At 72.8% G+C, this 23,992-nt stretch carries 22 protein-coding genes; 15 read left to right on the top strand and 7 right to left on the bottom strand.

Annotated features, from left to right (window positions below; genetic code table 11):
• The first annotated feature begins 114 nt into the window (after positions 1-114).
• The gene (locus ACZ303_RS24140; protein WP_467342243.1) at positions 115-1,248 is read left to right on the top strand and encodes a uroporphyrinogen-III synthase; all 1,134 of its coding nucleotides are present in this window, start codon (positions 115-117) and stop codon (positions 1,246-1,248) included.
• Here ACZ303_RS24140 and ACZ303_RS24135 read toward each other — a convergent pair.
• Positions 1,224-2,810 (bottom strand): FAD-dependent monooxygenase, encoded by a 1,587-nt coding sequence (locus ACZ303_RS24135; RefSeq protein ID WP_467342242.1) that lies wholly within the window; start codon positions 2,808-2,810, stop codon positions 1,224-1,226. The two genes, ACZ303_RS24140 and ACZ303_RS24135, sit on opposite strands and share 25 nt — an antisense overlap.
• Positions 2,811-2,881: 71 nt before the next feature.
• Here ACZ303_RS24135 and ACZ303_RS24130 point away from each other — a divergent pair, with 71 nt between their 5' ends.
• The 3 genes from ACZ303_RS24130 (at position 2,882) to ACZ303_RS24120 (ending at position 5,948) form a co-directional block, all read left to right on the top strand.
• Positions 2,882-3,547, top strand: coding sequence for a TetR/AcrR family transcriptional regulator (locus ACZ303_RS24130; RefSeq protein WP_467342240.1), 666 nt, complete (start codon positions 2,882-2,884; stop codon positions 3,545-3,547).
• Between the two features lie 92 nt (positions 3,548-3,639).
• Positions 3,640-5,241 (top strand): alpha/beta hydrolase, encoded by a 1,602-nt coding sequence (locus tag ACZ303_RS24125; protein ID WP_467342239.1) that lies wholly within the window; start codon positions 3,640-3,642, stop codon positions 5,239-5,241.
• A gap of 185 nt (positions 5,242-5,426) precedes the next feature.
• Entirely contained in the window at positions 5,427-5,948 is a 522-nt protein-coding gene (locus ACZ303_RS24120) for a DUF4142 domain-containing protein (protein WP_467342238.1), read from the top strand.
• Between the two features lie 42 nt (positions 5,949-5,990).
• Here the strand turns inward: ACZ303_RS24120 and ACZ303_RS24115 are convergent, their stop codons facing one another.
• Together ACZ303_RS24115 and ACZ303_RS24110 are read right to left on the bottom strand one after the other, a co-directional pair.
• A complete protein-coding gene (locus ACZ303_RS24115; protein ID WP_467342236.1) occupies positions 5,991-7,505 on the bottom strand; it encodes an amino acid permease in 1,515 nt (504 codons plus the stop codon).
• Positions 7,506-7,572: 67 nt separating this feature from the next.
• A complete protein-coding gene (locus ACZ303_RS24110; protein ID WP_467342235.1) occupies positions 7,573-8,061 on the bottom strand; it encodes a glutathione peroxidase in 489 nt (162 codons plus the stop codon).
• A 302-nt stretch (positions 8,062-8,363) separates the two neighbouring features.
• Here ACZ303_RS24110 and ACZ303_RS24105 point away from each other — a divergent pair, with 302 nt between their 5' ends.
• The 4 genes from ACZ303_RS24105 to ACZ303_RS24090 all read left to right on the top strand — a co-directional run bounded on the left by ACZ303_RS24105 (position 8,364) and on the right by ACZ303_RS24090 (position 12,645).
• Positions 8,364-9,266, top strand: a complete 903-nt coding sequence (locus ACZ303_RS24105; RefSeq protein WP_467342234.1) for an ATP-grasp domain-containing protein — start codon at positions 8,364-8,366, stop codon at positions 9,264-9,266.
• Positions 9,263-10,135, top strand: a complete 873-nt coding sequence (locus tag ACZ303_RS24100; RefSeq protein WP_467342232.1) for an ATP-grasp domain-containing protein — start codon at positions 9,263-9,265, stop codon at positions 10,133-10,135. The genes ACZ303_RS24105 and ACZ303_RS24100 overlap by 4 nt, the downstream gene beginning before the upstream one ends.
• Positions 10,136-10,241: 106 nt before the next feature.
• The gene (locus tag ACZ303_RS24095; RefSeq protein ID WP_467342231.1) at positions 10,242-11,147 is read left to right on the top strand and encodes a phytoene/squalene synthase family protein; all 906 of its coding nucleotides are present in this window, start codon (positions 10,242-10,244) and stop codon (positions 11,145-11,147) included.
• Between the two features lie 226 nt (positions 11,148-11,373).
• Positions 11,374-12,645 (top strand): phosphatase PAP2 family protein, encoded by a 1,272-nt coding sequence (locus ACZ303_RS24090; RefSeq protein WP_467342331.1) that lies wholly within the window; start codon positions 11,374-11,376, stop codon positions 12,643-12,645.
• A gap of 119 nt (positions 12,646-12,764) precedes the next feature.
• On the opposite strand, the gene ACZ303_RS24085 is transcribed toward ACZ303_RS24090, so the two are convergent.
• Positions 12,765-13,184: a YunG family protein gene (locus tag ACZ303_RS24085; protein WP_467342229.1), complete on the bottom strand. Its 420-nt coding sequence runs from the start codon at positions 13,182-13,184 to the stop codon at positions 12,765-12,767.
• 442 nt (positions 13,185-13,626) lie between these two features.
• Here ACZ303_RS24085 and ACZ303_RS24080 point away from each other — a divergent pair, with 442 nt between their 5' ends.
• From ACZ303_RS24080 to ACZ303_RS24055, 6 genes are all read left to right on the top strand, one after another.
• Positions 13,627-14,109, top strand: a complete 483-nt coding sequence (locus ACZ303_RS24080; protein WP_467342227.1) for an NADH-quinone oxidoreductase subunit B family protein — start codon at positions 13,627-13,629, stop codon at positions 14,107-14,109.
• A gap of 163 nt (positions 14,110-14,272) precedes the next feature.
• Positions 14,273-16,306 carry a proton-conducting transporter transmembrane domain-containing protein gene (locus ACZ303_RS24075; RefSeq protein WP_467342225.1) on the top strand — a complete coding sequence of 678 codons (2,034 nt, stop codon included), beginning with the start codon at positions 14,273-14,275 and terminating at the stop codon, positions 16,304-16,306.
• Positions 16,307-16,331: 25 nt separating this feature from the next.
• A complete protein-coding gene (locus ACZ303_RS24070) occupies positions 16,332-17,285 on the top strand; it encodes a respiratory chain complex I subunit 1 family protein (RefSeq protein ID WP_467342224.1) in 954 nt (317 codons plus the stop codon).
• A gap of 6 nt (positions 17,286-17,291) precedes the next feature.
• The gene (locus tag ACZ303_RS24065; protein ID WP_467342222.1) at positions 17,292-17,978 is read left to right on the top strand and encodes a hypothetical protein; all 687 of its coding nucleotides are present in this window, start codon (positions 17,292-17,294) and stop codon (positions 17,976-17,978) included.
• Positions 17,978-19,726 (top strand): proton-conducting transporter transmembrane domain-containing protein, encoded by a 1,749-nt coding sequence (locus ACZ303_RS24060; protein WP_467342220.1) that lies wholly within the window; start codon positions 17,978-17,980, stop codon positions 19,724-19,726. Before ACZ303_RS24065 ends, ACZ303_RS24060 begins: the two co-directional genes overlap by 1 nt.
• 1 nt (position 19,727) lies before the next feature.
• Entirely contained in the window at positions 19,728-21,227 is a 1,500-nt protein-coding gene (locus ACZ303_RS24055; protein WP_467342218.1) for a hydrogenase large subunit, read from the top strand.
• A 9-nt stretch (positions 21,228-21,236) separates the two neighbouring features.
• Here the strand turns inward: ACZ303_RS24055 and ACZ303_RS24050 are convergent, their stop codons facing one another.
• From ACZ303_RS24050 to ACZ303_RS24040, 3 genes are all read right to left on the bottom strand, one after another.
• Positions 21,237-21,470, bottom strand: a complete 234-nt coding sequence (locus tag ACZ303_RS24050) for a hypothetical protein (protein WP_467342216.1) — start codon at positions 21,468-21,470, stop codon at positions 21,237-21,239.
• Positions 21,471-21,538: 68 nt separating this feature from the next.
• A complete protein-coding gene (locus ACZ303_RS24045; RefSeq protein WP_467342214.1) occupies positions 21,539-21,988 on the bottom strand; it encodes a winged helix-turn-helix transcriptional regulator in 450 nt (149 codons plus the stop codon).
• Between the two features lie 92 nt (positions 21,989-22,080).
• On the bottom strand, positions 22,081-22,881 hold the full coding sequence (locus tag ACZ303_RS24040) for a 3-keto-5-aminohexanoate cleavage protein (RefSeq protein WP_467342212.1): 801 nt from the start codon (positions 22,879-22,881) through the stop codon (positions 22,081-22,083).
• Positions 22,882-23,125: 244 nt separating this feature from the next.
• On the opposite strand from ACZ303_RS24040, the gene ACZ303_RS24035 reads away from it, so the two are divergent.
• Positions 23,126-23,887 carry a MerR family transcriptional regulator gene (locus ACZ303_RS24035; protein ID WP_467342210.1) on the top strand — a complete coding sequence of 254 codons (762 nt, stop codon included), beginning with the start codon at positions 23,126-23,128 and terminating at the stop codon, positions 23,885-23,887.
• The last annotated feature ends 105 nt before the right edge of the window (positions 23,888-23,992 follow it).

The raw sequence follows: 23,992 nt of genomic DNA, 5'->3' as shown, positions 1-23,992 counted from the left end.
CCACGGGCCACGTCGGTTCCCCGACATCTTTCGTAACCTCCCGGCGCCACCCCCTAACCGGCGCGTGACGGCCGGGCAACGCGATCGAAACCCGACTGCCGGATCATGCGGCCCATGGGAACAGGCACTACGGCCGCAACCGGGCCGCTGACCGGTTATGTCATCGGGGTGACCGCCGTGCGGCGCCGTGAGGAACTGGCCGCCCTGCTCCGGCGCAGAGGGGCCCGCGTGGTCGAGGCCCCCACGATGCGGATCGTCCCGCTCGACGACGACACCGCGCTGCGGCACGCCACCCAGCGGTGCCTGACCGGCCCGCTCGACTACGTGGTCGCCACCACCGGCGTCGGCTGGCGCGGCTGGATGAGCGCCGCCGAGGGCTGGGGCCACGGCGCCGGACTCGCCGCCGCGTGCCGGGGCGCGGAGGTGATCAGCCGAGGGCCCAAGGCCACCGGCGCGGTGCGGGCCAGCGGGCTGAAGGAGAGCTACTCACCCCCTACCGAGGCGTCCGACGAACTGCTCTCCTGGCTACTGTCGCGGGAGTTGCGCGGCCGTCGTGTCGTCGTGCAGCAGCACGGCGCGCCGCTCGACGGCTTCACCGGCGCGCTCCGCGAGCGCGGCGCCGAGGTGATCGAGATACCGGTCTACCGGTGGGCGGGGCCCGACGATCCCGACGCCGTACGGCGCCTGGTGGAGCAGACGGCGCGCCGCGAGGTGCACGCGCTGACCTTCACCAGCGCGCCGGCGATCACCTCCTTCCTGGAGTTCGCGGCCGCGGCCGGCCTGCGCGCCGATGTGCTCACCGCGCTGCGCGAGGCGGTCGTGCCCGTATGCGTGGGGCCGCTGTGCGCCCGCCCGTTGGAGGACGTCGGCGTACCCACTGTCTGGCCCGACCGCGGCCGTCTCGGTTCGCTCGTCCGCGTCCTCACCGAGACGCTGCCGGCCCGCGACCGGCGCGTGCTGAGCGTCGGCGGCCGCTCGCTGGTGCTCCAGGGGTGCGCGCTCCTGGACGAGGAGGACGCCGCCGTGTGGCTGCCGCCGGTGCAGGCCGCCGTGTTGCGGGCGCTGGCCGAGCGGCCGGGCTGGGTGCTCAGCCGCGGCGAACTGCTGCGGCGCGTCTGGGCCGGGGCGCGGGCGGACGAGCACACGGTCGAGGCGGCCGTCGCCCGGCTGCGGGGCGCGCTCGGGCCGTACGCCGGGCTGGTCCGCACGGTGCCCAAGCGCGGCTACCGGCTGGCCGTGGACGGCTGAGCCCCCACCGGGCCGGTACGAGCCCCGGAGGGGGAGCCGAACCACAGCGCCAGAGCGGCCCGGAGACCCTCGGCCCCGGCGGAGCGGTCCGCGGCCCACGCCGTGATCCCGTCCGGCCGCACCAGCAGCGCGCCGAGGTCCGGGCGCTCGGCGGCCGCCGCCGTGACGAGGGTGACCCGGTCGCCATAGCCCTCGGCAGACTCCCGCAGCCCGGGCGTACCGGCGAGGTCCATCAGCAGCGCCCGCCCGTCGTGCAGATGGTCGGCGAGCCTGCCGCCGTCGGCCAGTTCCAGGTCCGGGGCGCTGCGCCCGGTCAGGGGGTGGTCGCCGGGGAGGTCGTGGCGCTGCCACACACCGGAGATCCGCTTGACGAGGTGCGTGGTGCCGTCGACGGTCCGCGTCAGCTCCGCCACCACCTCCCGCAGCGCGCGGACGTGCGGCTCGGGGCGCATCAGGGCCACCTGCGCCCGCGTCCACTCCAGCACCCACGCCCCGATGGGATGCCGCTCGGCGGTGTAGGTGTCCAGCAGCCCCTCCGGCGCCCAGCCGCGCACGGTGGCGGCCAGCTTCCAGCCCAGGTTCATCGCGTCGCCGACACCGAGGTTGAGGCCCTGGCCGCCGAAGGGGGAGTGCACGTGCGCCGCGTCGCCCGCCAGCAGCACACGCCCCGAGCGGTAGTCCGTCACCTGACGGGCGTTGTCGGTGAAGCGGGTCGCGGTGCGCACCCCGGTGACGGTCACCTCCACCCCGGACACCGCGCGCAGACTGCTCTGCAACTCCTCGGCGGTGACGGGGGTGTCGCGGTCCGCGGGCGGCCCGTCGAACTCCACCGTGAGGATGCGGCCGGGCACCGGACCGTGGGCGTACGTCCCGGTCTCCGTCCAGTTCCAGCCCGTCTTCAGCGCCTCGGCGCCCTCCATCTCCACCAGCGCCTGGTGGCCGGTGATCTGCGGATCCGTGCCGGGGAACGCGAAGCCGGCGAGCCGGCGGACCGTGCTGCGGCCGCCGTCGCAGCCCACCAGCCAGCCGGCGCGCACCGACTCGCCCCCGGCGTGCACGGTGACGCCGTCCTCGTCCGCGTCGAAGCCGGTCAGCTCCACCCCGCGGCGTATCTCGACGCCCAGTTCCGCGGCGCGCGCGCCGAGCAGCCGCTCCAGGGCCTCCTGCGGTACGAGCCCGACGGCGCCGGCCGGGCCGGCGCCCGTGAACTCCGGGTCGTCCGCGTCCAGGAGGTCTCCGCGCAGCATGATGCCCGCGAAGTGCCCGGCGAACCTCGGGGGCGGCTTCAGCTCCTGCCCGTCGGCGTCCTTCCGCTGCCCCGCGAAGGCGGCGAGCCGCTCCATCGTCGCGCGCTGCGCCTTCTCCAGCTCGGGCAGCAGCCCTCGCCGGTAGAAGGCCTCGGCGGTGGGGGAGTTGATCGCCCCCGCCTTGATGGTCGTATCGATCTCCGTCAGCCGCTCGACGACGAGCACGCTCACCCCGCCGAGCCGCAGCTCGCACGCGAGGGTGAGACCCACCGGGCCGGCTCCTGACACCACGACGTCGTAGTCCACACAGTTCATGGCCTGACTATAGCCACTAAAAGTTTTTAGTGGCTATAAATTTGCTGGTTCGTTTTCGTTATCCTTCGGCCATGAACGAGGACGGCGACATCATGGGCGGGACCGAGGGCAGCCACGAGGAACCGACCCTGCGGCAACGCAAGAAGCAGCTCACCCGGCAGCGGATCTCCGACATCGCCACGCAGCTGATCGGAGCCCGGGGCTTCGACAACGTGACGGTCGCCGAGATCGCCCGGGCCGCCGACGTCTCCGCGATGACGGTCTTCAACTACTTCCCGCGCAAGGAGGACCTCTTCCTCGACCGGATCCCGGAGGCCGTCGACCTCCTCACCCACGCCGTACGCACCCGCCGCCCCGACGAGAGCCCGGTCGCCGCCGTCCACCGGCTCCTCCTCGGCCTGCTGGACCAGCGGCACCCGCTGGCGGCCGTCGACGACGACTTCCCGCCCTTCTGGCGGATCGTGCTCCAGTCACCCGCGCTGCGGGCCCGCGCCCGCGAAGGCGTCGAGGAACTGGAGAACGCCCTCACCGCGGCCGTCGCGGAGACGACCGGCGCCGCCCCGGACGACCCCCGCCCCCGGCTGACCGCGGCCCTCACCGTCGCCACCTGCCGCGCCGCCTACGTCACCGCGGCCGCGCGACTGCTCGCGGGCGAGCGCGCCGACGACGTGATCGACGACCACCGGGCGTACGTGAACGACGCCTTCGCCGCGCTGGAGCGTGCCCTGAACGGCTGACGCCCTGTCGGCCGGACGCCGACACGCCCGACTTTCACCCGGACGCCCGCTCCGGAAAGCCGGGCGTCGGACGGCGAACTACCGTCCGCGACATGACGTCCGTACGCCGCGCCCCGCGACTCTCCCGCCCTGTCCGCCGCCGCCTGCCCCGCGTCGCCACGGTCTCCCTGCCGCTCGCGGCCGCCACCGTGCTGGCCCACGGCCTCGCCGGCTGCGCCGGCGCCGACAAGGCGGCCGGCGGCCCGGACCTCAGCCCGTACTACGAGCAGACCGTCGACTGGAAGCCCTGCGCCCGGGAGGCGGACCGGCAGGTCGGACGGGAGACCATGAAGGCCGCAGGCACGGCCGAATGCGGCCGTCTCACGGTCCCGCGCAGCTACACCGAGTCCGGCAAGGGCGAGCTACGGCTCGCGCTCATGCGCTACCGCGCCAAGGACCGGGACCACCGCCGCGGCTCCCTCGTCGTGAACTTCGGCGGCCCCGGCGAATCCGGCCTCAAGCAGCTCACCGCCCGCGGCCCCGACGGCCTCGGCAAGGCCGGGACCCGCTACGACCTCGTCACCTTCGACCCCCGAGGAGTCGGCGCCAGCTCCCCGGTGCACTGCGGTGACACCGGGGGCGGCCGCGAACCCGGCACCGACCCCGACTCCTACGGCATGGCCGCCACCCTGGCCGCGCGGGAGAAGGCACTCAAACGCTGCGAGGCGCGCTCCGACGGGATCCTCCCGTACGTCGGAACCGTGAACACCGCCCACGACGTCGACGTCCTGCGCGCGGCCCTGGGCGAGGAGAAGCTCGACTACCTCGGCTTCTCCTACGGCACCAGGCTCGGCGCGGTCTACGCCCACCAGTTCCCCCAGAACGTCGGACGCATGGTCATGGACGGCGTCGACGAGCCGTCACCCGACATGAAACAGACGACGCTCGCACAGACGGCCGCCTACCACAAGGCGCTGCGCCACGCGGTGGACATCTGCACCCGGAAGGGCGACGAGGACTGCGCGCTCGGCTCGGACACCGACCATGCCATGGAGCGGATCGAGCGGGCGTACGACAACCTCGACGAGGCACCGCTCGACTGGCCCGGCGGCCGGAGACTCGACCGGTCCACCGCCGTCACCGAGACCATGGGCCTGCTGCGCTCCCGCGAGGGGCTGCCCGAGGTCCCGAACCTGCTGGCCGCCATCGTCCACCACGTGCCCCCGGGGGAGTCCGCCGAGATGGCCCGGGCCCAGGCCGACGACGCCGAGGGCAAGGAGCCGGACGGGAGCCGCGACAACTCCGCCGACGCGATGACCGCCATCAACTGCGCCGACACCGCGAGCCGCTACCGCGTCGAGCAGGTCGTCGCCGCCTATGACGAGTTCGTCGGCGCCTCACCGGTGTTCGGCCCGGACATGGCCATCGGCATGGGCCTGTGCACCGGCTGGCCCACGGCCGGTGACGACGCCTCGCACGACGTCAGCGCCACCGCCGCCCCCAAGATCCTCATGCACACCTCCGACCACGACCCCGCCACCCCCGTCCAGTGGCTGCCCCAGATGGCCCGGGCGGTCGGCTCCGCCGTCACCATGACCGACACGGGCGGCGGGCACAGCGTCTACGGCTCACCGGACGCCGACTGCGTCAACGAGCGGATCGACGCCTTCCTGCTGGACGGCGTCCTGCCGCCGAACCGCACCCGGTGCCGCTGAGCGGCCGCGCGGGCCGCGCGCGTGCTCCATTGGAGCGGACTGAGGCGCGGGCGGATGCTCCGCACCCACGACCCGGGCAGTCATCAGCTCCGTGGGTGCGTCGGCCGGTCCGCACGCCCCCGCACACAACCCCGCGCGCGGCAAGGGACATCACCGCGCGCAGACGAGGAACGGAGCAGTCAACGATGCGTATGCGATACCGGGCCACAACCGCGGTGGCGGCCCTCGCGCTGGCGGCGACGACAGCGGGCACGGCACTCGCCACGTCCGACGACAACGACCACCACGACGGTCACTTCCTGAAGAAGATCCACCAGGGCAACCTGATGGAGATCGCGGCGGGCAAGGACGCGGACAAACACGCCAGCACGCGGTGTGTGAAGGACGCCGGGAAGCTGTTCAAGCAGGACCACAGCAAAATGGACGAATACGTCAAGAAGCTGGCGCACCGCAAGGGTGTGAAGCTGCCGACCTCGCTCACGGCCGAACAGCGCAAGGAGCTCAAGATGCTCCAGAAGAAGGCGGGCACGGGCGAGTACGACCGGGCCTGGCTGAAGGCGGAGGAGAAGGCGCACAAGGAGGCGCTGAAGCTCGTCGACCACGAGATCGACCACGGTGACCACCACGAGGCGCGGGAGATCGCCCGCCACGCGCGGCACGCCATCGTCCGCCACCTCGACAAGATCTGCTACTGCCAGCACCACTGATGCCCCGGCCCCGGCCCGGCGAGCCACGGGCCGGGGCCACGGTCAGCCGGTGTGCCGCTCCGCGCGGCCGGCCGTGTCGCGCCCGTACGCACGCCTCCCGGCGACCCGCCACCAGATGGTGGCCAGCACCAGGACCACCGCCAGGGCCACGGGCGCGTAGTTGAAGGAATCGACCGACAGCAGCCGTCCGTCCGGGCGCGACTGCGGCAGGCAGAACAGCACCGTGACCACCGCCACCCAGATGACGGCCACCCAGCCGACGGGCCGGCTCCAGCGCCCCAGGTGCCAGGGGCCCGGTGTGAAGCGACTGCCGGCCCGCAGCCGCAGACAGACGGGGATGGCGTAGGCGGGGGTGATCCCGATGACGTTGATGGCCGTCACCGCGCCATAGGCGGTCGCGGAGTACAGCGACGGCAGCGCCAGCACCCCGGCCGCGGCGACCGACAGCCACACGGCGCGGGACGGCGTGCCGGTGCGGCCGCTCACCCGCCGCCACCGGCGCGAGCCGGGCAGCGCGCCGTCCCGGCTGAACGCGAACACCATCCGGCTCGCCGCCGCGACCTCGGCGTTGCCGCAGAACAGCTGGGCCACCACCACGACCAGCAGCAGGACCTCGGCGCCCGTGGTGCCCACCGCGTCCAGGAAGATCTGCGCCGGAGGCACCCCGGTGGCCGACGCCCGCGTGCCCGCGTAGTCCTGGATGGCGAAGGTCAGCCCGGCCAGCAGGACGAATCCGGCGATCCAGGAGACCCAGATCGCGCGCACCATGCCCCGCGCGGCGGCGACGGACGCCCCGGCCGTCTCCTCCGACAGATGGGCCGAGGCGTCGTAACCGGAGAAGGTGTACTGCGCCAGCAGCAGCCCGACGGCCGCCACGTACAGCGGGTTCGACCAGCCGGTGGAATTGGCGAAGTGACCGAAGACGAAGCCCGCCGACTGGTGGTGGGAGGGTACGAACGCCAGCACCCCGACGATCACGGCGACGCCGAGCAGATGCCACCACACGCTGACGGAATTGAGCAGGCCGACGAGCCGCACACCGGACAGGTTCAACAGCGCGTGAAAAGCCAGAATGCCGATGTAGAGGCACATGATCGCGCCGGGGGTGGGGTCGAAGCCCCATTGCAGATTCAGCAGGGCGCCGGTGAACAGCGCGGCTCCGTAGTCGATGCCGGCGATCGCGCCGAGCAGGCCCAGGAGATTGAGCCAGCCGGTGTACCAGCCCCATTTCGGGCCACCGAGCCGGTCGGCGATGTAGTAAAGGGCGCCCGAGGTGGGATAGGCGCTGGTGACCTCGGCCAGCGCCCATCCCACGAACATCACGAACAGGCCCACACCGAGCCAGCCCCAGAGCATCACGGCCGGGCCGCCGGTGTTCAGGCCGAATCCGTAGAGCGTCATGCAGCCGGAGAGCACGGAGATGACGGAGAAGGAAATGGCGAAATTGCCGAACTGCCCCATGCCGCGCCGCAGTACCGGCTCGTAACCGAGCTCGCGCAGCCGCGTGTCCTCGTCCGGCCGTGGCGTGACATGGCGGTCTCTCGCCGTGAAGGGCACGGGGACCTCCGGGTCGAGGGAGCGTGCGTCGGGTGGAGTCTGTGGTGATGCCCGGGCGGTGCCGGCCTCAGGCCGGCAGGTGTGCCTCGATCGCGCGCACCAGCTCGTCCGCCTCCGGCTCCACGCGCGGGCGGAAGCGGCCCACGACCCCGCCTTGCGGGGAGAGCAGGAACTTCTCGAAGTTCCACTGGATGTCGCCGGCCTCGCCCGCCTCGTCCGGGGTCCGCGTCAGCTCCGTGTACAGCGGGTGCCGGGCCTCCCCGTTGACGTCCGTCTTCTCGAACAGCGGGAAGCTGACGCCGTACGTCGCCGAGCAGAAGGAAGCGATCTCCTGCGCCGAGCCCGGCTCCTGGCCCGCGAACTGGTTGCTCGGAAAGCCCAGCACGCTGAAGCCGCGGTCGGCGTAGCGCCGCTGGAGCCGCTCCAGACCTTCGTACTGCGGGGTCAGCCCGCACTTCGAGGCCACATTCACCACCAGCAGTACCTTGTCGCGATGGTCGGCGAGGGAGGCAGGCTCACCGGACAGCGTGCGCAGCGGAATGTCGTACAGACTCACGTGGGATCTCCTTGGCGGGTCGGTGTCGATGCCATGCTCATTGTCCGGGCCAACCACTCCGGCGCGCCCGATCTTCCCGCACACCCGCTCCGGGCGACCCTCATGAATGAGCCGTACCGCGGATCCCCCGACACCGATACCAGTCGGTCGAATACGGAGAAAACCCCTGCGCTTCGCGATCGAGTTGCTACGGAATTGAGACAGCCCTGGGCGATCCGACCTCCGTCACCATGACATCCTGAGCCGTCAACAGTCCTGCCGGACGGGATCGGCGGACGTCCGGGGATTACGAGGATGCACCAATGAGAATCTGCTTCCTGGTGGAGGAGCAGTACCGGCGCGACGGCATGCCGGTGGACGTGATCCGCCAACTCACGGCCTGGGGTCATCGGGTGGACGTGCTGCGGCCCGGCAGCTCCCTCCTGAAGCTCTCCGAGGCGGTGCGGGCGGGTGATCACGACGCATGGGTGCTCAAGACGGTCTCCGGCGGCCCCGGCCTGACGCTGCTGGAAGCCGCCGCGCGGGTCGGCCTGACCACGGTCAACGACGCCCGGTCGATCCGCGGCGTGCGCGACAAGGCGCTGGCGGCCGTCATCGCCGAGAGCCACGGGCTGCCGGTGCCGGTGACCTACGCGGCCGCCCGGGCGGAGGGGTTCGCGGAGGTCCCCGCCGGCGAGTACCCCCTGGTGGTCAAGCCCGCCGACGGCAGCTCGGGGCGCGCCGTGCGCCTGGTGCCGTCCCCGGACCGGCTCCTGGACCCCGCCGCGGACGACGACGGCGGCGGCATGCTGATCGCCCAGCCCTACGTGCCCAACACGGGCGTCGACCTCAAGGTGTACTGCGTCGACGGCGAGCTGTACGCGACCGAGCGCTGCTCCCCGCTCCACCCCGGCCAGCCGGTCCGGGAGCGGCAGGTGCCGCTCACCGCCGAGGTGGCGGCCATCGCCACCGAGGTCGGCGCCGTGTTCGGCCTCGACCTGTACGGGGTGGACATCGTGCTCGGCCCCGACGGCCCGGTCCTCGTCGACGTCAACGACTTCCCGAGCTTCCGTCAGGTGCCGGACGCCGTCGCCCGGGTGGCCTGGGCCATCCTGCGGCTGGCGCACGCCGGCCCGGCCCGGGCCGACGCGCTCCCCACCACGGCCGCCGGGCCCCTGCCGCACCTGCCGGCGCAGTCGGCCGCGCCGGTGGGCGGCGGCGCATGAGGATCTGCCTGCTGACCCCGGCCCCCGACCACCCGCTGCTGGCCGCCGCCACCGCGCTGCTGACACCCCGCCACCGGGTCGAGTCACTGGACCCGGGCACGGCCCCGCCGCCCACGTCGTCCGCGCTCGCCGACGTCTATCTGCTCAAGACCCGCTCCCCGCGCGCCCTGGCATTCGCCCGCCTCCTCGAACAGCGCGGCGCGCCGGTGCTGAACTCGGCCGGCGCCACCGAACTGGTCCAGGACCGGACCGCCATGGCCGAGGTCGCCATGGGCGCCGGGCTCCCGTTCGTCGCCACCGAGACCGCGGCCACGCTGTCGGACCTGGCGGCGGGCGACTTTCTGGCGTATCCCGTGGTCGTCAAGAGCCGGCACAGCCGCCGCCACGACCTGGTGGCCCGGGTGAACGACGCGGCGGAGCTCGCGGCACTGGCCGAGCGGTGGCCGGACGAACCGGTGGTCGTCCAGCGCTTCAGCCCGAACAGCGGCTGGGACCACAAACTGTGGGTCGTCGGCGAGCAGGTCTTCGCCGGCCTCCGCCGCTCCGAGCTGGCCACGCCCGTACCCGGCGGTACCACGTCCCTCATCGCCGAGGACCTGCCCGCGACCTGGCTCGACGCGGTACGCCGCGTCGGCGAGGTCTTCGCTCTCGACGTCTACGGCGTCGACCTCCTCGACGTGGACGGCGGCCGTCCCCTGATCGTCGACATCAACGCCTTCCCCGGCATCCGGGGCCGGCCCGGCGCCCCCGAGGCTCTGGCGGCCCTGGCCCTGCGCACGGCGGAGGGCCACCACCGACCGCGTGGCCTCGCCACGGGCCCGTACGCACCGGCGGCGCGACGCCGGCCGGAGAGCGCGCTTCAGAGCTGAGCCGGAAGCGCCTCGGCCACGGGCCCGGTGACGCGGTCCCGCACGGCCATCCCCTCCACGATCGCCGGGCGCGAAGCCCTCCGCACTCTCGCAGGAAGACACCGCCATGCACATGTGGGGCAGGACGCTCACCCTCGCCGGGATCGACAGCCCGCGGCTGCGGGACGACTACACCCGGCAGCGCGCCCTCGTCGCGGCGTACCGTCGGCACGCCTACCTTGCCGTGCGTCTCCTGCTGCCCCCCGCGCTCGTTCCGCACGTCATCGCCGCGACCGCCTTCATGCACCACACCGACACGCTTCTCGACCAGGGCCCCGAGGGCCCGGCCGAAGAGGCGTTCGCGGCGTGGGAGAAAGAGGTCCACGACGCTCTGGGGTCCAAAGAAAGCGGGCACCCCATTCTTCGCGCGCTGTCGCACACCGTCTCCGTGCACCCTCGCCTGGAGGGGCATATCGAGGAATTCCTCGCCGGGGCCTCCCTGGACCGGGACTTCGGCGGATTCGTCGACGAAGCGCAGTACCAGCGGTACGTCGACGGGTACTCGTTGCCGGCGTTCATGCTGATCGCGTCCCTCCTCCTGGAACCGGACGCCGACGCCGCCGACAGCCGCGCCCTCTGTCGCGCCTACATCGACGGCAGCCAGCGTCTCGACTTCGTCAACGATCTCTCCGAGGACCTGCGGGACGGCAGGCTCACCCTTCCCGAGGCGACCCTGGCGAAGCACGACGTCTCCCGCGCCGACCTTGAGCGGGGCAAGGACACCCCGGGTGTCCGGGCCCTGCTCACCACCTCCCTCGCGTCGGCCCGAGGGGACCTGCTGGCCAGTCGGCGCCTGCCCGATCTCGCACCGGCCGCGCATCGCTCGTTCATCCGGGCGTGCATCACGCTGGAGGTGCTCACAGCGGCCGCGGCCTCGGTCGAGGGCGCGGGACTGCTCCATGGGCCGGCGCGTCCCTCCGCGCCCGCCGCGCTGAGGGTTCTCCTCCGCGAGTACCGCCGACGCGGCCGCTGACCGAACAGGCCCACCGGTGACCGGCCAAACCCACCCGCACCGCTCATATAACATGATCGAGCTTACGGCGAGCGCGCTCATCGCCCGTCCTTGAAGAGTGACTTATTTAGCTGACATTTAACTGACATCTAACAAATCGGCCAAACAATTGATATCCATAGTGTCCCGGGTGTTTTCGCGAATAAAATGCAGAATTGATTTCGCCGCGTGGCGTCGACCACGGACGATTCTGTGGGCCACAGTGTGTGTGGTGGCCCTCGGATTCCTTATCGCGCTGGAGATCGCCGCGCGTCGCTACGGCCTGCCGGGGCCGATGACCAACCAGGCGAAAGAGGTGATCCTCGCCCCCAAATCGGGGCCGCTGTTGTACGCCAGTATGGCGTTGATGATGGTGGTGCTCACCTGGCGGCAGCGGTTCATCGCGGCCGGTGTCGCGGTCGGTATCGATGTCGTCTTCTTTCTGGTGCGGTGGGCTGTCGACGCCAAGATGATGTTCGGCAACGGCGCGTTGTGGGTGATGCTGGGCTGTGCGGTCATCGCCCTCACGCGCCGCACCGGCCGGGAACGCGTCCTGCTGCTGAAGGGCGTCGGACTGGGCCTGCTGCTGGTGGCCGGCCGCAAGACGGGCGACACCTGGCTGCTCATCACGTCGAAGACCCGCCCGGCGGTGCTCGACCAGTACGTGGCGACCGCCGATCACGCGCTGGGCAACCCGTCGTGGCTGGCAGGTCGGATCGTCGAGGCCACCGGCACGATCGGTGAGCATGTTCTCGACTACGTCTACATTCAGCTCGCGGTGGCCGCGGTCGTCGTCGCGCTGTACCAGCTGCGTCACGTGGCGGTCGAGCGCCGCTTCCCCGGCCATCACCTGGTGCGCACGTTTCTGGTGATCGGCCTCCTCGGGCCGGCCATCTACATGATCTTCCCGGTGGTCGGACCGATCTTCGCCTACGGCGCCGACGGCGGGCACTGGGCGGTGGCCGACCTGTGGCCGAACACGCCGCCGCCGATCAATACCCCGCACCCGATGTCGTTCGACGAGATCACCCCACGCAACTGCATGCCGAGCCTGCACACAGCGTGGGCCACCACCATCTTCATTCATTCCCGCAAGGGCCCACGCGTTCTGCGATTCGCAGGTGCGTTCTGGCTGATTGCCACGCTCGGCGCGACGCTGGGATTCGGCTACCACTACGGCATGGACATCATCGCCGGCGTGGTGTTCGCGGTCACGATCGAAGCGGCTATGCGTTCGCTCGCCCGCGGCTGGGACCGGTCGGGAATCCAGCTGGTCGCCTACGGGGCGACGGTTTTCACCGCGCTCTTGGTGTCCTATCGCTATTTGCCGATGGAGATGGCCGAGCATCCGTGGGTGTTCGGACCACTTCTCATTCTGGCGATGACCTCGGTGATCTACGGCTTCGTACGGACCACCCGACTGTGGGAGCCGAAGGCCGCGCCGGCGCTGCAACCGGAACCACAACCCGAACTGGTTTGAGTGATGCTTTGCCCCGGTGTGCTGCCGGTGCGCTGTCGGTGTGCTCGACCAGCTCATGCGTGGCCCGAGACGGCCGGTGCGGTCTGCATGGCTGACCGCACCGGCCGCCCCGACAGCGGCTATGCCGAAGCCGTCTCCGCCGGGACGAACCTCGGCAACGGGCCGAGCCACACCGTGACCCGTCGCCGCAGCAGTTCGTACTCCTCCTGGCGGCGGGGCAGCCGCCCAGGGGGTCGGGCGACGATCCGCCCGCCGGTTATGGTCTCGTCGGCGCGCATCTGCTCCCGCGTCAGGCCGATCTCGAAGCCGCTGGGCATGCGGTTCCACCAGTGATACCCGCGGTGCTCGCCGCCGACGTGCACCTCACCGAGCACCAGCTCGCCGCCCAGCAGGTCCTGGACGACGAGCGCGGTGATGTCGCACTGGCCCCGGGAGGGGTTTCGCGACTCCCACTCGGCGAGGTCGTCGGGCGAACAGGTGTCGGCCGCCCAGCCGGCGGGCAGCGCGCGCTCGATGTCCGCGAAGGTCCAAGTCGCCATGGCGGACAGCCTGCCACGGGGCACTGACAATCACCCGCCGCGGCCGCGCCGCCCCATCCACGCTGAAATGTCGCAGATACGGCCGTACGCGACACGGGGTTTCGACCCACCCGCCCCATCCACCCGCCGCGTCACAGCAGCCATGCCGCTCGTAACCCGTCGGACGAGCGGGCCGTTCACGGGACAGACCAGTCCTCATGCAACGGGGGCCGGGCGAAGGCCGTACGGGCGATCCTGCCCGCACCGGCGGCGGTCCGGGCCGAGCCGCTCGCGGAAGGAACCGCGCGGCAGCGCACCGGGCGGCGCGACCGCCACCGCGTCGGCCTTCCTCCGGCCCTTCCGGACCCGGCGGCCGTCTCCCGGCGCGTGTACCGCGCCGAGACGGCGGGAGACGGCCGCCGCATCTTCGTGAGGCACCCGGACGCCGAGCGAGGGAGACCCCATGAGCCTGCTGCGCAAGATCCGCGAGACCGGCCGGGTGGCGGAGGACGCCCCGCCCCGCCCGGCCGGGGGCCGCTCGCCCGGGGCCGCCGCGCTCGGCGGCTCGGTGCAGGTCCGCTGCGTGGACGCCGGGTCGTGCAACGGCTGCGAGATCGAGGTCGCGGCCGCCTTCGGACCGGTGTACGACGTCGAGCGGTACGGCGCACGCCTGGTGGCGTCGCCCCGGCACGCGGATGTCGCCCTGGTCACCGGCCCGGTCACCCGGAACATGGCCGAGCCGCTGCGGCGCACCGTGGCCGCCATGCCGCGCCCCCGGCTGGTGCTGGCGGTCGGCGACTGCGCGCTCGACTGCGGCGAGTTCGCCGGCGGCCACGGCATCGAGGGCGCCGTCGCCGATGTGGTGCCCGTGGACGTCCACGTGGCGGGCTGCCCACCGAGGCCGGAGCGGATCGTAGCGGCCCTACGAGCCCTGACCGGCCGATGACGGCACACCCCCGACACGCCGCGGCCGGCGCCGCCGCGCCCCCTCGTAGCCCTGCGGCTTGTGCCTTCGCCGCCTCCCATCCCGACGCCCTCCGCCACCCCGCGGCCAATCGCCCCGAGCACCCCCGACACCCCGCGGTCGGCGCCCCCGCGGAGACCGGCACATGAATCCCGCCGAGTCCGCGGCGGCCCTCGCGGCCGCGCTCGCCGCCGCCGGAGCCCTCGCGGGCGCCGTCCTGCCGGTGCGGGCGCGTGTCGTCACCGCGGGGCTGTGCACCACGGGCCTCGGCGGCGCCGGCCTGGCGGCCGGGCTCGCCGCGCTGAGCGGCGTCCGCTGGACGGCACACCTCCCCGGCCTCCTCCCGCCGGCCGGGACGTATCTGGCCGTCGACGCCCTCTCGGGCCTGTTCATGGCGGTGGCCGGCGCCGTCGTGCTCGCGGTCGCCGTCTACGGCATCGGCTACGTCTCCGGGCGCGGCCCGCACGGCGCCGCCTCGCGCGGCGTACAGGCGACGCTCCCGGTCTTCGCGCTCACCCTGGTGCTCGTCCCGGCGGCCGCCTCCATCTCCACCTTCCTCCTGCTGTGGGAGGTCATGGCTCTCACCTCCCTGGTGCTCGTCCTGGCCGAACAGCGGGAGCGGGCCGCCGTCCGCGATGCCGGCGTCTGGTACGCCGTCATGACCCATCTCGGGCTCGTCCTGCTGCTGGCCGGCCTGGCACTCTTCGCCGCCCGCGCCGGCGGCGAGACCTTCACCGCCCTGCGCGCCGGCGCGAGCGGCATGACACCCGCCACCCGCGGCGCCGTCTTCGTCCTGGTGGCCGCCGCGTTCGCCTCGAAGGCCGGCATGGTGCCGCTGCACCCCTGGCTGCCCCGGGCCCACCCCGAAGCGCCCAGCAACGTCTCCGCGCTGATGAGCGCCGCGATGGTCAACCTCGGCGTCTACGGCATGGTCCGCGTCGTCTTCGACCTGATGGGCGGCGGCCCGCGCTGGGGCTGGCTGCTGCTCCTGGGAACCGGCGCCCTCTCGGCCGTCTACGGCATCCTCCAGGCCGCCATGGCCTCCGACCTCAAACGGCTGCTCGCCTACTCCACCTCCGAGAACCTCGCCCTGATCCTCATCGGCGTCGGCGCCGCCGGGCTGTTCGCCTCCGCCGGACACCCCATGCCCGCCGCCCTCGCCCTGGCCGCGGCGTTCCTGCACGTCGTCAACCACGCCGTGTTCAAGGCCCTGCTGTTCTGCGCGGCCGGTTCCGTCGTACGCGCCACCGGCCTGCGCGACCTCGACCGGATGGGCGGCCTGCGGGCCCGGATGCCGGCCACCGCCGGCTTCTTCACGGTGGCCGCCCTCGGCGCGGTCGCGCTGCCGCCCGGCAACGGCTTCATCAGCGAATGGCTGCTGCTGCAGTCCCTCATCCAGGGGCTGGCCGTCCCCGGAGTGTCCACGGTCATCGTGCTGCCGCTGGCCGTCGCGGTGCTCGCCCTGTCCGCCGGCCTGGCCGCCGCCGTCTTCGTCAAGGCCCTCGGCGTGGGCTTCTTCGCCCGCCCGCGCAGCGAACAGGCCGCCGCGGCCACGGAGAGCCCGCCCGGCATGATCGTCGGCATGAGCCTGCTCGCCCTCGGCTGTACGGGCCTGGCGCTCGTACCCGGCATGCTGGGCGGCGGGTTGTCCCGGGCGGTGGCCGTGGCCGGACTCACCGACGGGCGGCCGCTGATGGGCGACGCCGTCGAGGTACGGCTCGACCGCCTAGCGGCCTCCGTCTCCCCTCTGTGGGTGGCCGCCGCCCTGACGGCGGGCGTCGTCGCCGCGGCCGCGCTGATCCGCGTCACGGCGCGCCGCGGCCGCCGCTCGCACGTCAGACTCTGGGACTGCGGAGGCGGCGCCCCCACACCCCGGATGTCCTACACCGCCACCTCTTTCGCCGAGCCCCTGCAACGCGTCTTCGACGACGTGCTCGCCACCGAACAGGACGTGAACGTCACCTCCGTGCGCGAATCCGCCTATCTGGTCGAACGCGTGCGCTTCCGCCGCAGCGTCCCCGACCGCATCGAGCACCGCCTCTACCGCCCCGCCCTCGCCGCCCTGGCCGGCCTCGGCCAGGCCGCCCGCCGACTGGCCACCGGAAGCGCGCACCGCTATCTCGGTTACGGCTTCTTCGGACTCGTCGCCCTCCTGCTGACCCTGGCGGTGGCCCGGTGAGGCACACCACGCACGAGGAGACAGCGTGAAAGCCATCGGTACCGCGGCGGTGGCCGCCCAGGTCACCCTCGTCGTCGCCGGAGCCCCGCTGCTCACCGGCCTGATGCGGCAGGTACGGGCCCGGCTGGAGGGCCGGGCCGGCGCCGGCGTCCGCCAACCATGGCGGGACCTGCGCAAACTCCTGCGCAAGGAGGCCATCACCCCCATCGGCACCGGCCCCGCCTTCCGCGTGGCACCCCTGGTGCTGGTCACCACCACAGCCGTCGTCGCCGCGCTCGTACCCCTGATCTCCACCCGCACCCCCGTCAGCGGCCGGTCCGACCTGATCCTGGTCGTGGCACTGCTCGCGCTCGGCACGGTCACCCTCGCCCTCGCCGGCCTGGATACCGGCACCGCCTTCGGCGGCATGGGCGCCTCCCGCGAGATGACCGTGGCCGCCCTCGTCGAACCGACGATCCTGCTCGCGGTGTTCGCCCTGTCGATACCGACCGGGTCCACGAATCTGTCCGCCATCGTCTCCGGCGGCATCCACGACCCGGTGCGCCTGGCCTCCCCGGCGGCGCTCCTGGCCACCGCCGCCCTGGCCGTCGCCGTTCTCGCCGAGACCGGCCGGCTCCCCGTCGACAACCCCTCCACCCACCTGGAACTGACGATGGTCCACGAAGCGATGGTGCTGGAATACGCCGGCCCCGACCTCGCCCTCGTCGAACTCGGCACCCAGATGCGGCTGACGGTGCTGCTGGGCCTGCTGGCCTCGCTCGCCGCGCCCTGGGGCATCGCCACCACCGCCGCCCCGCAGGCCCTCGCGATCGCGCTCGCCCTGCTCACGGCCAAGGTCGCGCTGCTGGGCGCCGCACTCGCGGCCGCCGAGGTCTTCTGGGCCAAACTACGGCTGTTCCGCGTCCCCGAGCTGCTCGCCGGATCCTTCCTGCTCGCCCTGCTCGCGGTGTCGGCCTCGTACTTCCTCACAGGAGAGTGAGGCACCATGAACGACAGCGTCTACACCCAGCTGCTCGACCTGGCGTGCGGCGCGTTCCTCCTCGCGGCCGTCGTGGTCCTGTGGCTGCGCCAACTGTCCTCGATCCTGCGGGCCTTCGCCCTCCAGGGCGTGGCACTGGCGGCCGTCGCCGCCCTGCTCGGCGTGCACGAGCGCCGCTGGGACCTCCTCGCCGTCGCCGCCGGAATCGGGCTGCTCCGGGCCGGCGCCCTGCCGTACGTCATGCGACGCGCCCTCGCCGCCGGCACCCCCGGCCGCTACGAGGAGGACGTCAGTGAGGCACACGAGAGCCGGCCCCTCGTCAACGTCGCGGCGTCGCTGCTCAGCGCGGCACTGCTGACCCTCCTCGCCTACGCCGTCTCCCGGCCCCTGGCCGAACTCGACCCCACCCCCGCGACGCACGCCCTGCCGGTCGGGCTCGCCGTCGTCCTCATCGGCTTCTTCACCCTGGTCACCCGGCGCCGCGCCCTGGCCCAGGTGGTCGGCTTCCTGCTGCTGGACAACGGCATCACCGCCACCGCCTTCCTGGCCGCCTCCGGAGTGCCGCTGATCGTCGAACTCGGCGTCTCCTTCGACGTGCTGCTCGCCGTTCTCGTCCTGCGGATCCTCACCACCCGTATGCGGGTCGCCTTCGGCGGCACCGGCATCGACGACCTGCGGGAGCTACGCGACTGATGACGCACGCCACCACCGCACTGCTGACCGCCCCCATCGCGGTCCCGCTGACGGCCTCCGCCGCCTACGCCGCCGCCGGCCTGCGCGGCACCCGGACGCGCCGCGCCCCCCGGCACGCCCTCAGCCGCGCACACCGCACACCGGCCCCCCGCACGGCCGCGGCGCCCGCGCACGCCACCACGCCCGGCGGGAGACCGGTGACGCTCACGGACCCCCGCGCCGAAGGCCCCGACGCCCCCACGGCGCCCCCCGGCCGGCCCCGCACCGGAGACGCCCACCAGGCCGCCGCCGACGAGCCCCCGGACACCGGCCCCCGCTCCGGGCTGCCCGAACTCCCCGGAAGCGGCCCCGCGGCCCGGCCCCTGGCCACCTGGCTCGGCCTCGTCTCCCCGGTCGCCATCCTGACCTGCGGGGCCTTCCTCGCCACCGAGGTCCCCGACGACGGCTCCCTGACGGCCTGCGGGCGGCTGCTGCGCGCGGACGCGCTCACCGCCTGGCTGCTGCTCGTCGTCGGAGCCGTGGCCGGCGTCGCCTGCGCCGCGAACCCCGCCCACCTCGCCCACGAACGCGCCGACGCGCGCACCGCACGCCGCTACAACCTCCTCGTCCACGCCCTGCTCGCCTCGATGAGCGCCGCCGTCCTCGCCGAGAACCTCGGCGTCCTGTGGGTCGCCATCGAGGCCACCACCATCGTCGCCGCGTTCCTCGTCGGCCATCGCCGCACCCGCGCCTCCGTCGAGGCCGCCTGGAAGTACGTACTGATCTGCTCCGCCGGAATCGCCCTGGCCTTCCTCGGCACCGTGCTGATCTACTACGCCGCCCGGCAGGCCGGCTTCTCCGAGGCGTCCGCCCTGGACTGGCCGGCCCTCGCCGCCCACGCCGACCGCCTGGACCCGGCCGTCACCCGGCTGTCCATCGGCCTCGTCGTCCTCGGCTTCGGCGCCAAGGCCGGGCTCGCCCCGCTGCACGCCTGGCTGCCCGACGCCTACAGCCAGGCACCCGCCCCGGTGTCCGCCCTGATGTCCGGGGCGCTGCTCTCCGTCGCCTTCGCCGGCCTCCTGCGCTACAAGGTCATCGCCGACGCGGCCCTCGGCCCCCACTACCTGCGCGCCCTGCTGACCGGCTGCGCCCTGCTCACCCTCGCGCTCGCGGCGGCGCTGCTGCTCGCCCAGCGCGACTACAAGCGGATGCTGGCCTATTCGAGCATGGAGCACATGAGTCTGATCGCCCTCGGCACCGCCATCGGCACCCCCCTGGCACTCTCCGCCGTGCTGCTGCACATCGCGGGCCACGGGCTGGCGAAGACCGTCGCGTTCTGCGCCTCGGGCGACATCCTGCGGCTGATGCACACCACCCGCATCGGGCGGGTGCGCGGCCTGCTGACCCGGGCCCCGGCCCTCGGCATCACCTTCGGCCTGGCCGTCGTCGCCCTGCTCGGCCTGCCACCGTTCGGCCTCTTCGCCTCCGAACTGGCCATGGTACGAGCCGGATTCACCGGCGGATGGGGCCGCTTCACCGCCCTCGCGCTGCCCCTGACCCTCGTCGCGTTCGCCGCGGTGGCCGCCCGTACGGCCCGTATGCTGCTGGGCCCGCCGCCACCGGACACACCGGACGAGCCCGTACGGCTGGGTACGGCCGCCACCGCGCCCCTGGTCGTCGGCCTGGCCGCGTGTGCCGTCCTCGGCGTCAGCATCGGCCCGCTGACCGGACTGCTCACCGCGGCCGCCGCGCTCCTCGGAGGCCACTGACATGCACATCCGCACCGTCACCGACATCGGCCCCGACGAACTCCCCGAAAAGGCCGCGGACCTGCTCGTCGACGGCCACCGCCTCGCACTGGTCGCCGCGCACCACGACGGAGCGGGCGCACCGGGCGGCCGCTCGGTGCGCGTGGTCTACCTCTTCCTCTCCGGCCCGCCCGACACCCGCACCGAACTGCACGTACGTCTCGACCCCAAGGCCCCCGAACTGCCCACCCTCGCGCACCTCTCCTTTCCCGCCGGCCGGTTCGAACGCGAGATGCGTGACCTGCACGGCATCGTGCCCCTGAGCCATCCGCTGCCGCACCGCCTCGTCCGCCACTTCCACTGGCCCCGCGGCTGGTACCCGATGCACCCGGACGCCGGCCCGCCGCCGCCCTTCGCCGAGCCCGAGGGCCCGTACCCCTTCCTGGAGGTCGAGGGGGAGGGGGTGTACGAGATCCCCGTCGGCCCGGTCCACGCCGGGCTCATCGAGCCGGGCCACTTCCGGTTCTCCGTCGTCGGCGAGACGATCATCAAGCTCAAGGCCCGCCTGTGGTTCGTCCACAAGGGCGTCGAGAAGCTCTTCGAGGGACGCACCCCCGAGCGCGGCCTGCCGCTGGCGGAGCGCGTCAGCGGCGACACCACCGTCGGCCACACCCTCGCCTACTGCCTGGCGGTCGAGGAGGCCACCGGCACCCATGTGCCCGAGGACGCCTGCCGCGCCCGCGCCCTGCTCCTCGAACTCGAACGCCTCCACAACCACGTGGCCGACCTCGGTGCCCTGTGCAACGACGTCGGCCACGGCATCCTCAACGCCCGGGCCCAGCACGTACGCGAACAGCTCCTGCGGCTGAACGACGAGGTCACCGGGCACCGGTTGCTGCGCGGCGGCGTCATCCCGGGCGGGGCGATCCTGCGGGAAGTCCCGGGCGAGGCCCGGCTCGACGCCCTCGGCCGGGAGATCCGCGACATCGTCACGCTCGCCCTCGGCCACACCACCGTCCGCGACCGCTTCACCGGCACCGCACGGCTCGACACGCCCGCCGCCCGCGACCTGGGCTGCCTCGGCTACGTCGCCCGCGCCAGCGGGCTGTCCGCCGACGCCCGGGTCCGGCACCCCTTCTACGACCACGGCGACGCCCTCACCGTGCCCGTCCACCACACCGGGGACGTCCTGGCCCGGTTCCTCGTGCGCGCCGAGGAGACCGACGCGTCGCTCTCCCTGGCCCGGCGGCTGGCCGACGGCCTCACACCCGGCCACCGGGGCGTGGACCTGCGGCGGGGCCACCCGCCGGGCGCGGGCGTCGGCATCGTGGAGGGGTGGCGCGGCACGATCACCACGCGCGTCGAACTGGGCGCCGACCGGACTCTGGGCCGGGTGAAGGTCGCCGACCCGTCCTTCTTCAACTGGCCGGCCCTGCCGGTGGCGCTGGCCGACACGATCGTGCCGGACTTCCCGCTGACGAACAAGAGCTTCAATCTCTCGTACGCGGGCAACGACCTGTGACGGACCGGCCTATGACGGACCGGCGTCGGGGGCCATGTCGTCCGCCGTATCGTCATGGTCCGCTGTAACGCCCGGTGGCGTCTCGTCAGGGTCGATGCCATGCCGGCGGGCCATCCGCAGGGCGTCGTCCAGTTCGTCCGCCGCCACGGCGGCCCCATAGACGTCCCCGGCCGCGCGCGCCGCCGCGAGGGCGTCCCGCGCGTCGCGGACCCGCTGCCGCATCGCCTCGGCGAACACGTTCACGACGGCCCCCGGATCGCTGGCGCTCGAAATGCCCCAAGTCTAGGGGAGGCCGGCGCGTCGAGCGCTGGTCAGGCGGCGCCTTCGACGGTCCAGCCGGGAACCTGGAAGCGGGGGGCGATGTCATCGCTGTGGACCTCTTCGCCACAGCACCGGCAGATGACGGCGGGGTCGAGGTCGGAGCCGCAGGAGTGCTCGAAGACGGTCGGCGGCACATCCGTGAGGTGCCGGTCGCCCCAGCGCATCAGCATGAGGAGAACCGGCCGCAGGTCGTACCCGGCGGGGGTCGGGCAGTACTCGAAACGGGCGGGGCGCTCGTTGTAGGGCACCTTCTCCAGCACGCCCGCCTCGACCAGGCGGCGCAGCCGGGAGGCGAGGATGTCGCGCGGCGCGCCGGTGTTGCGGGCGATCGCGTCGAAGCGCCGGACGCCGAAGAAGACCTCGCGCAGCACCAGCAGGGAGTACTTCTCGCCGACCACGCCGAGCGCGTCGGCGATCGAACAGGGGCGCGATGTCGTCATGCCCCCCATCGTAAAGCAGTCGGATTTGCTTCCCCAACCCATACGTACAAGGTGAATCCACAGTTCCAACCCAATCCGGTCGTGGCCGGCTCCTAGACGTTGTACGCGAGGTGTCTGGCCGGCGGCCTGATCCACGCCGTCGCCCGGGCCGCGCCGACCGCGCCCAGGTGACGCCCGCGCCCCTCGGGAACGGCCCGCGCCGCCCGTACGAGGGCGGCGTTGTCCGCGGCGGGGCGGCCGTCGGGCGTGTGCGTGACGTCCTCCAGCCCGACGCGCCGCGCGAGCCCGAGCGCGGCCGCCCTGCGCAGCACGGGCCAGGCCCCGCCGTCCTCGCCGTGCAGCAGGACGGGCACCTTGAGGCCCGGACCGAGCGAGCGCAGGAGGGCCGTCGCCGTGCCGAGCGCGGTGAGCGGCTCGGTGTCGACGACCTCGGCGAGGACGCGCAGCACCCGGCCCGCGAACGGCGAGGCACGGAACCGGTCCACGGCGTCGGTGCCGGAATACAGACCGGCCTCGATGCCGATGCCCTTCTCCCACAGGGCGCGGGCGACCAGGTCCGCGCCGCTCTCGTGCCAGTTGACCGAGGCGTGGTCGGGAAGCACGGTCCAGGCGCGCACCAGCTCGGCCCGCCGCCGGGCGTCCGGTACCGTCCAGGCGCCCGTGGTGACGCCGACCGGTATGCCGGGCACGGCCGCCCGTACGGCCGTGAGCACGTCGGCGACGACGGCCGGGTCCAGGGTGTCGGCACCGTCGGGCGTCTTGGGGTGCAGATGGATGTCGTCCGCACCGGCGGCGACCGCGGCCCGCGCCGCTTCGGCGAGCTCGGCGGCCGTGACGGGGAGGACCGGGCAATCGCCCCGGTTTCGGGAGCCGTTCAGGCATACCTGCAACATAAGGATCATGGTGGCAGGTGGGTCTGACATCGACGCCGACGAGGCGGTGCGGAGGCGTCGAGCCGCCTGGCGGCAACGGAACCCCAGGGGCATTCGATGAGGCCCGTGGTTCGATCCATCGGGCACGTCGCAGCAGTGGTTCCACGGTCCGGACGCCGGTTCCGGCTTGTGGTTTCCGTAGCGTCAACTTCTACCGTCTTGTGCGGGGCCGGAGAGACCGGCCCGGCGATGGGAGGCAGGGCAAATGGCTTGGTCGATCGCGGATGTGTCCCGGATGTCCGGGGTGACGTCCCGGACGCTGCGGCACTACGACGAGATCGGCCTGCTGCCGCCGGCCTGGATCGGGAGCAACGGGCACCGCCACTACGAGGAGGCCGATCTGCTGCGGTTGCAGCAGATCCTGCTGATGCGGGAGCTGGACCTCGGACTGCGCGAGATCCAGGCGGTCCTGGACAGCCAGGTCGATCGGGTGGCCGTGCTCCGCGAGCACCACCAACGGCTGCTGGCGGAACGGGACCGGCTGGACACGCTCGCCCGCACGGTCGGCCGCACCATCGCCGAACTGGAAGAGGACAAGGACGACAACGCCATGGCGAAGATCAACAGGCCGGAGAACCTGTTCGAGGGATTCGAGCCGGCCCCGGCCGAGGCCGAGGTGCGCGAGCAGTGGCCGGAGGCGTGGGAGGAGTCCCGGCAGGCCAGGGAAACGATGACCGCCGAGGACTCGGAGCAGTGGCAGCGGGAGGTGACGGCCCAGATGATCCGCTTCGCGGAGTTCATGGTGGCCGGCACACCGGTCGCCGATCCCGTGGTGCAGGCCGAGGTGGACGTCCACTACCAGGGCGTGTGCCGCTTCTGGACCCCGACCGCGGCCGCGTACAAGGGACTGGGCCAAACCTACGTCGACGACCCCCGGTTCCGTGCGAACTACGACAAGATCGCCGACGGGCTGGCCGTCTACCAGCGCGACGCGATGGTCGTCTACGCCGACGCCCGGTTGAGCTGACCGACGGCTCACACCGTTGATAGAGGTACCGCTGCGCACGGACCGTGCTCCGCGAGCGCGGCTCCGGTTCAATTCATTGATCCTCCCTTCGGATTCGTCTTCGGA

The organism is Streptomyces sp. NPDC023527 (genome assembly GCF_055560115.1).
This window is presented reverse-complemented; position numbering and strand designations above follow the sequence as displayed.